Raw genomic sequence first — 7717 nt, 5'->3', positions numbered from 1 at the left:
CGCGGCGGGCCCGCCGACGCCTGCGCCGGAGTCCAGCAATGTGTCACCGGCCGTCAGGCCCATGCGGTCGATGAGCCAGTCCAGGGCGGGCGGACTGCCGCTGCCGCGACAGCCGGCCGGCACGTGGTAGTCCGGGCCCAGCTCTTCGGCCACCTCGGCCGTCCATTCGGCGACGGTGTCGAACTCCGCCTCCATCGCTTCCGTCATCGACGCGCCTCCGCCCTGATCCGACGACCCACCTCGCCCTTGATCTCCGCGCCGGCGCGTGGGCCAGACGCGGACGCGAGGCCCGACACGTTGACGCCCTCGACGCCTTCGATCGACAGCAGCGCCCGGGCCTCGGCCACCGCCGCCTCGATCCCCTCGGCCACCGGGTCCGGCGCGCCCAACACCCGCTCCGTCACATCCTGATCGAGTTCCAGGCCGGGCAAGCCTTGCAGGACCGCCGCGGAGGCGCTGTCGGTGAACACGGCCACCGCCGCGATCACCGGAATGGTCAGACCAGCCGCCCGCGCCTCGGCCATGAAGTCGGCGACCTGCCCGGCGGAGGGCACGTGGTTCAGGACGGCCAGGCTGGCGCCGGCCCGTTGCTTCTCCACCAACCGGGCGGGGCGGGCGTGCGCCGGCGGGGCGGTTGGCGTCTCGGGCACCGCAGCGACAACTCCGGTGGAGGCGGCCAACGAAACAAGCCGGGGGCCGTCGAGGTCGAAGGTCTGCGTGACGTCCGGGCGCACGTCGTAGCCGCGCCCGTCACCGGTCACGCACAGCACCGTTTCGACACCGATGCCGAGCAGGCCCCGCAACTCCTGCTCGAGCACCACGCGGTTGCGGTCACGGCATGACAGCGTGATCCAAGGCGTCACCCCGGCGTCGAGGAGCAAAGACCCCATCAGCGTGGGCGGGAAGTCGGGCTTGTTCTGGTGCTCGCCCACCAGGACGGCGTCGCATCCCTGCGCCAGCGCGGCGGCCGTCGCGGCGATGTCGTCACGGTCGAACGGGGTGCTGCTGAAGTCGGTGAGCACCAGCGGCGCGTGCGCGAGACGCGGCGTGGACTGCGGCCCCGACCACGCCACCACCTCGTCGAACGCGCACGGACCGGGGCGCATCTCGCACTGGCCGTCGGGCCGCACCCCGCCGCACGGCCCGAACACCATCCGTTTCGGACACCCCAAACCCGCCGACATCATGACTCCTCGAGCGCCAGTGTTCGCATGCATGTACCCAAACGGTCGCGGGCGCAAGCGCTTTAGCGAACGGCGCCGATTCGCAGCTCGAAGACGATTAGCAAACGCTCGCTGCGGCTACTAGGAGATGGGTGTGCCGCGCGCCCGGCGCAGCGAAAGGAACGGGGTCAAAAGCATGGAACCGATATCTCCGACGGATGCGCTGTTCCTCATCGGTGAGTCACGCGAGCACCCCATGCACGTGGGGTCGCTGCAACTCTTCGAGCCGCCCGAGGACGCCGGGCCCCACTTCGTGCGCGAGTCCTATCAGGCCATGCTCGAGTGCACGGACGTGCAGCCGACGTTCCGCAAGCACCCGGCCTTCTTCGGCGGACTGACCAACCTCGCGTGGTCGTTCGACAAGGACGTCGAGCTCGACTACCACCTGCGCCGCTCGGCCCTGCCCGAACCGGGCCGGGTCCGTGACCTGCTCGAGCTGGTTTCCCGGCTGCACGGCAGCCTGCTCGACCGGCACCGCCCGATGTGGGAGGCCCACCTCGTCGAGGGGCTGCAGGACGGCCGCTACGCCGTGTACACGAAGTACCACCACTCGCTCATGGACGGGGTGTCCGCGATGCGGCTGGTGCAGCGCGCCTTCACCCCCGATCCCGAGGATGACGAGGTGCGCGTGCCGTGGAGCCTCGGGCCGCGCAAGCGCGGCGGCGGGCAGAAACGGCAGTCCCTGCTGGAGCGGGCGGGCCGGACCGCGGGGTCGGCGCTCGCCTTGGCGCCGTCGTCGCTGAAGCTGGCCCGGGCCGCCCTGCTCGAACAACAGCTGACGCTGCCCTTCCAGGCGCCGCGCAGCATGTTCAACGTCCGGATCGGCGGCGCCCGGCGGGTGGCCGCGCAGTCCTGGTCGCTGGACCGGATCAAAGCGGTTAAATCGGCGGCCGGGGTTACCGTCAACGACGTCGTCCTCGCCATGTGCTCCGGCGCCCTGCGTGCGTACCTGCAGGAGCAGAGCGCGCTGCCCGACGCCCCGCTGACCGCGATGGTGCCGGTCAACCTCCGCAAGGCCGACGACGACCGCGGAGGCAACCTGGTCGGGACGTTCCTGTGCAACCTGGCGACGGATCTGGACGACCCGGCGCGGCGCCTAGAAATCGTCAGCACGTCGATCCGCGACACCAAAGAAATCTTCCAGCAGCTGCCCCCGGTTCAGCAGCTCGCCCTGTCGGCCTTCAACATCGGCGGCCTGTTCTTCGGGCTGATCCCCGGCTACCTGTCGGCGGGGTCACCGCCGTTCAACATCGTCATCTCCAACGTCTCGGCCGGTCCGTCGGAGCCGCAGTACTGGCGGGGCGCCCGGCTGGACGGCAACTACCCGCTGTCCATCCCGCTCGACGGCCAGGCGGTCAACATCACCGTGACCAACAACGCCGACAACCTCGACTTCGGTCTCGTGGGCTGCCGCCGCAGCGTCCCGCACCTGCAGCGGCTGCTGGGCCACCTGGAGACGTCGCTGAAGGACCTGGAGCGCGCCGTCGGCGTGTGAGCGGCGGCTACGGCCTGGTGGTGTAGTCCAGGCAGACCGTCGTGCCGGTGGGGCGGGCGTTGATGGTGCAGTGATCCGCGAGCGCGTGCATCAGCGCGATTCCGCGGGACCGCCGCGGGTCGCTGAGGCGTTGCCGCGAGGGCGGGAGCCAGGATCCGCGATCGCTGACGCAGATGCTGATCGACTGGGCGGCGCGGTCGTGGCTTGCCTGCAGCTTCATCGTTCCCGTCGGGCGGTGGTCACGGTATGCGTGCTCCACACAGTTGGCCAGCGCCTCGTTGACGCCCAGAATGATGTCGTCGTGAACCTCCGCCGGAGCCTCGGTCACCTCCTGCAGCCACCGCCGCAGGGTGCGGCGCAATTCCGCCGCGGTCACCGCGTCGGCGGCACCGGCGCAGGTCAATCGCGCGGGCGTGACAACGATTGGTGGCAGCGGTGAAGTCATGCAGAAGGCATACCCAGTTGCGGCCGGCCTGCTAACCCGCCGGCCGTCTCGCTTTGGCCACAGCCGGGTACAGGTTCGGAATCGAGTTGCCGTACAACGAGATACAGAGGGATCCTATGGACTTTCGTGCATTCATCGAGCCGCAGCAGGGCGCCCGCTACGCCGACCAGGTGGCCGTCGCCCAGACCGCCGAGCAGCTGGGGTTCGGTGCGTTCTTCCGGTCCGATCACTACCTGGCGATGAGCGGCGACGGACTGCCTGGCCCCACCGACTCGTGGGTGACGCTGGGCGCGATCGCGCGGGAGACGTCGACCATCCGGCTGGGCACCCTGGTGACTTCCGCAACATTCCGCTACCCCGGCCCGCTGGCGATCGCCGTGGCCCAAGTGGACGACATGAGTGGCGGACGCGTCGAATTCGGGCTGGGCAGCGGCTGGTTCGAAAAGGAGCACCAGGCGTACGGCATCCCGTTCCCACCGCTGCGGGAGCGGTTCGACCGGCTCGACGAACAGCTGGCCATCATCACGGGCCTGTGGACCACGGGGCCCGGCGAAACCTTCGACTACGCCGGCGCGTACTACACCATCAGCGGCTCACCGGCGCTGCCCGAGCCGACGCAGACCCCACACCCGCCCATCGTCGTCGGCGGCCTGGGCGCCAACCGCACCCCGCGGCTGGCCGCGAAGTACGCGGCCGAGTTCAACGTTCCGTTCGCGCCGATCGGCGTGGCCGAGAAGCAGTACGAGCGGGTGGCGCAAGCCGTCGCCGCGGCCGGCAGGCCCGGTGACTCGATGGTCTACTCGAGCGCATTCGTGCTCTGCGCCGGCCGCAACAACCGCGAACTGACCCGGCGCGCCGCGGCGATCGGTCGCGACCTCGACGAAATGCGGTCCAACAGCCCGCTGGTCGGCTCCCCCGCGGAGATCGTCGACAAATTGGGCGCCTGGAAGCAGATCGGCGTGCGACGTGTCTACACCCAGCTGCTGGACTTGACCGACCTCGCCCATCTGGAGTTGTTGGCGAGTGAGGTTATGCCACAACTGCTTTGACGGCTGTCACCGGCCTTCGGCGTCCGCGCGTTCCTCTTCGAGCCGGTCCTTGCTGCGCAGAAGCCGCAGCAGGGTCACGAACAGTAGCCCGCCGATCATGTTGCCGACCACGGTGTAGCCGAACCACCCCAGCCACGTCAGATAGCCGAACGGGGCAGCCCCGGTGACCAGCGCGCCGAAGATCAGCAGCGAATCCAGGATGGAGTGGAACAACCGCAGCCCGGCGAGCAGGAACGCGGCGGCCACCGCTGCGGCGATCTTGGCGGGCACCGAGTCGGTGCCGTGTTGCATCCGGGTCATCAGCGTGATGACCATGCCGCCGAGGATCGCCAGCACCATGCTCTGGGCGGATAGTGGCGCGGTGGCGAAGTGGGTGCCGGACTCGATGGTCTGCGCGTGCAGCTCCGGGAAGCCGGTCATGATCAGCCACATGATCACCCAGCCGCCGACCAGGTTGGCGAACATGGTGCCGCCCCACAGCTTGGCCAGCTGCGGCAGGCTGGCGCGCTTGGCGGCCACCGTCACGACGGGAATGATGAAGCCCTCGGTGAACAGCTCGCTGCGGCCGAGCAGCAGGGCCAGGAAGCCGATCGAGAACGCCAGCCCGGCCAGCAGCGGGCGGTGGGTGGCGTCCAGCACCGACAGGTAGGCAAGCACCCCGATCCCCACCTCGGTGCCACCGAAGAAGCCGGTCACCAGCACGCCGCGCCAGGTGCGGTGCAGGCGCTGGGTGCCCTCGCTCAGCATCCTGCTGAACGCGTCCTCGAGCTCGTCCTCGATCGGGCTGTCGGTCTGCCCGAGCTGACGCTGGGTGGTATCACTCATGGTGGATGGCCTGATACCCGTTATTTGCCGGATGGACCATCCGGTGTGAGGGATCTGACAGCGCCCGCCGCGGCCGTCACCTCCGCGGTCGCAGCACCGGCGTCACCAGCTCACCGGTGCCCAGGTAGCTCTCCAGGTTCCGGATGGCGAGCATCGCCATTGCCCTCCGGGTCCGGGCGGTGGCACTGCCGATGTGCGGAAACAGGACCACGTTGTCGAGCTCGAACAACTCGGGCGGCACATGGGGTTCGTCGACGAAGACATCCAGCCCGGCCCCGGCGAGGCCGCCGCCGACCAGCAACTCCACCAGCGCGTCCTGGTCGACGACGCTGCCGCGGGCGATGTTGACGAGATAACCCTCGGGGCCCAGGGCCTCGAGGACGGAGCGGTCGACCAGGTGGCGCGTGTGCGGATCGCCCGTCGTGGCCACGACGAGGACGTCGACCGACTCGGCCAGCTCCCCCGGCGACGGGGCGTAGCGGTACGGCGATCCGTCGATGCGGTGGCGGTTGTGATACGCGACGGCACAGTCGAATCCGAGCAGCCTGGTCGCGATCGCCGAACCGATGCGACCCAGACCCAGGATGCCAACCTGCAGGCCGCTGAGGTCCCGGGCGTATGGGAACGGGCCGTCGCGCAGCCAGCGGCCCGCCCGCACGTAGCGGTCGGCGGCGCCGAAACGGCGCAGGGTCATCAGGATCAGGCCCAGCGCGGTGTCGGCCACCGTGTCCGAAAGGACGTCGGGCGTGTTGCTGACGCCGATGCCGCGGCGCCGCGCCGCGGGCAGATCGATCAGGTCCACGCCGGCGCCGTTGTTGACGATCACCTCGAGGTTGGGCAGCGCGGCGATGGTGTCGCCGTCGACACCGGCCGTGCCCGATGTGATCACGATGCGAACGTCAGCCGCATGTTCGGCGAAGAAGTCGGCGCGCCCCGGACCGTCGGGAAGCTTGGGGATCTCGTACCGCGCGGTCAGCTCGGCTTCGAAAGTCCGCTCGAAGCGGCCGATCCGCAGCGCATGTCCAATCTTTTTTGTCGTCACGCGTCCATCATCGGGCGTCGGTGAAATATTCGGGCGGCGGTCGTGGTTGTGATGCCCGGCGGTGTCGTACATTCCCCCGGGTACCACCTTGAGAACCGTCGCTTCGAGCGACCACTTGCCGAGAGGCGCGAAGACGGCACCGTCCCTCAAACTTTTTCCATTGCGCGGGAAGCAATCCCCCGGCGGCTCGGTTGCACCGCGGGTGCGCATCGGAGTGGTGTTCCCGCAAACCGAGGTTGGCGGCGACCCGGCGGTCGTGCGTGCATACGGCGAGGGCGTACAGGAACTCGGATTCAGCCATATCCTGGCGTACGACCACGTCGTGGGCGCCGACCCCCTGGTGCACCGCGGCTGGACCGGCCCATACGACATCGACTCGACGTTTCACGAGCCGTTCGTCTTGTTCGGTTTTCTGGCCGCGATCACCTCGCTCGAGCTGGTCAGCGGCGTCATCATCCTGCCGCAGCGGCAGACGGCGTTGGTGGCCAAGCAGGCGGCCGAGGTCGATCTGCTGACCGGCGGCCGCTTCCGGCTCGGTGTCGGATTGGGCTGGAACGCGGTCGAATACGAGGCGCTGGGCGAGAACTTCACCAATCGCGGCAAGCGCTCCGAGGAGCAGGTCGAGCTGTTGCGCCGGCTGTGGACCGAGCGGTCGGTCACCTTCGACGGCAAGTACCACAGCGTGACCGCGGCGGGGCTCGCCCCGTTGCCCGTCCAACGCCCCATTCCCGTGTGGATCGGCGCGGCCTCCGATCGCGGGCTGCAACGCGCGGGCCGGCTCGCGGACGGCTGGTTCCCGATGACCGCCCCCGGCCCCGGTTTGGACCACGCCCGCGAGCAGGTGCGGCGCGCCGCCGCGGCCGCCGGCCGCGACGCGGACCGGCTTGGCATGGAGGGCCGGGTCAGCTGGACCGGCGACCGCGTCCGGACCGCCCGCGAGATAGCGGCCTGGCGAGATGCCGGCGCCACCCACCTATCGGTCAACACGATGAACGCGGGGCTGTCCACCGTCGACGACCACCTCGCCGTGCTGGGGCAGATCGCCGCCGACCTGAATCGATGAGCCTGGCCGGGCGGACTAGCCGGCCTCCGCTTCGACCAGGCTGAGATGGGCCGCTCGGCGCTCGGACTTCGACGACTTACCCTCGCGCCCATACGGTTCCAGCTTCCGGTTGTGCACGTTTACGTCTCCGCCCGTCGCGCAGTGCCGGCGCTGCCAGTCGCTGATCGCTTGGTGCGCAGCGTGATCGAGGTAATTGGCCAGCAGGTGGACGGTGACCGTGGTGCGCTCGGGGATCGTGGCGAGCACCCCGGTGAGGCGGGGCAGCGCCAGGAAGGTGCATGCCCCCTCGATGATTAGATGCCATTCATCGCCCACGGGCCTCGCTTCCACCCTGGCCCGAACTACCCGCCACCCGGTCACGGCGACCGCCACCGCGAGCCCGATCAGCACGCCGTGTAGCAGATTGAGAAAAACGACGGAGACTATGGTCACCAGATAGACGGCCAGATCGCCGTTGCGCAGCGCGGTTTCGATGTGCGCGGGCTTCAGCAGCTCGATGCCGATGACGATGAGCAGGCCGGCGAGCGCCGCGGTCGGGATCTGTTCGACCAATCCCGCGAAGGGCACGGCGAACA

7 protein-coding genes and 2 pseudogenes are annotated in these 7717 nt (G+C 69.3%); 3 read left to right on the top strand and 6 right to left on the bottom strand.

Translation table 11 applies throughout. The features are described from left to right. Both A5691_RS01410 and A5691_RS01405 read right to left on the bottom strand, forming a co-directional pair. Positions 1 to 207: pseudogene (locus A5691_RS01410) on the bottom strand (SAM-dependent methyltransferase); the annotation flags it as partial. After that, positions 204 to 1187, bottom strand: coding sequence for a methylenetetrahydrofolate reductase C-terminal domain-containing protein (locus tag A5691_RS01405; protein ID WP_067753577.1), 984 nt, complete (start codon positions 1185 to 1187; stop codon positions 204 to 206). The pseudogene A5691_RS01410 and the gene A5691_RS01405, both read right to left, overlap by 4 nt. Before the next feature lie 172 nt (positions 1188 to 1359). On the opposite strand from A5691_RS01405, the gene A5691_RS01400 reads away from it, so the two are divergent. Next, complete coding sequence (locus A5691_RS01400; RefSeq protein ID WP_067753626.1) at positions 1360 to 2718, top strand: wax ester/triacylglycerol synthase family O-acyltransferase; 1359 nt, start codon at positions 1360 to 1362, stop codon at positions 2716 to 2718. A 7-nt stretch (positions 2719 to 2725) separates the two neighbouring features. Here the strand turns inward: A5691_RS01400 and A5691_RS01395 are convergent, their stop codons facing one another. Further along, positions 2726 to 3163: an ATP-binding protein gene (locus A5691_RS01395; RefSeq protein WP_067753574.1), complete on the bottom strand. Its 438-nt coding sequence runs from the start codon at positions 3161 to 3163 to the stop codon at positions 2726 to 2728. A 116-nt stretch (positions 3164 to 3279) separates the two neighbouring features. Here A5691_RS01395 and A5691_RS01390 point away from each other — a divergent pair, with 116 nt between their 5' ends. Then, positions 3280 to 4212: an LLM class F420-dependent oxidoreductase gene (locus A5691_RS01390; RefSeq protein ID WP_067753571.1), complete on the top strand. Its 933-nt coding sequence runs from the start codon at positions 3280 to 3282 to the stop codon at positions 4210 to 4212. A 6-nt stretch (positions 4213 to 4218) separates the two neighbouring features. Here the strand turns inward: A5691_RS01390 and A5691_RS01385 are convergent, their stop codons facing one another. Both A5691_RS01385 and A5691_RS01380 read right to left on the bottom strand, forming a co-directional pair. After that, positions 4219 to 5037 carry a formate/nitrite transporter family protein gene (locus A5691_RS01385; protein ID WP_067753568.1) on the bottom strand — a complete coding sequence of 273 codons (819 nt, stop codon included), beginning with the start codon at positions 5035 to 5037 and terminating at the stop codon, positions 4219 to 4221. Between the two features lie 76 nt (positions 5038 to 5113). Continuing rightward, positions 5114 to 6151 (bottom strand): 2-hydroxyacid dehydrogenase, encoded by a 1038-nt coding sequence (locus A5691_RS01380; protein WP_197508507.1) that lies wholly within the window; start codon positions 6149 to 6151, stop codon positions 5114 to 5116. Between the two features lie 130 nt (positions 6152 to 6281). Here A5691_RS01380 and A5691_RS01375 point away from each other — a divergent pair, with 130 nt between their 5' ends. Then, positions 6282 to 7142: an LLM class F420-dependent oxidoreductase gene (locus A5691_RS01375; protein ID WP_068266376.1), complete on the top strand. Its 861-nt coding sequence runs from the start codon at positions 6282 to 6284 to the stop codon at positions 7140 to 7142. Between the two features lie 15 nt (positions 7143 to 7157). On the opposite strand, the pseudogene A5691_RS01370 reads toward A5691_RS01375, so the two are convergent. After that, positions 7158 to 7717: pseudogene (locus A5691_RS01370) on the bottom strand (SulP family inorganic anion transporter); the annotation flags it as partial.

Origin of the sequence: Mycobacterium sp. E183 (assembly GCF_001667735.1) — a bacterium.
Lineage (GTDB): Bacteria > Actinomycetota > Actinomycetes > Mycobacteriales > Mycobacteriaceae > Mycobacterium.
This window is presented reverse-complemented; position numbering and strand designations above follow the sequence as displayed.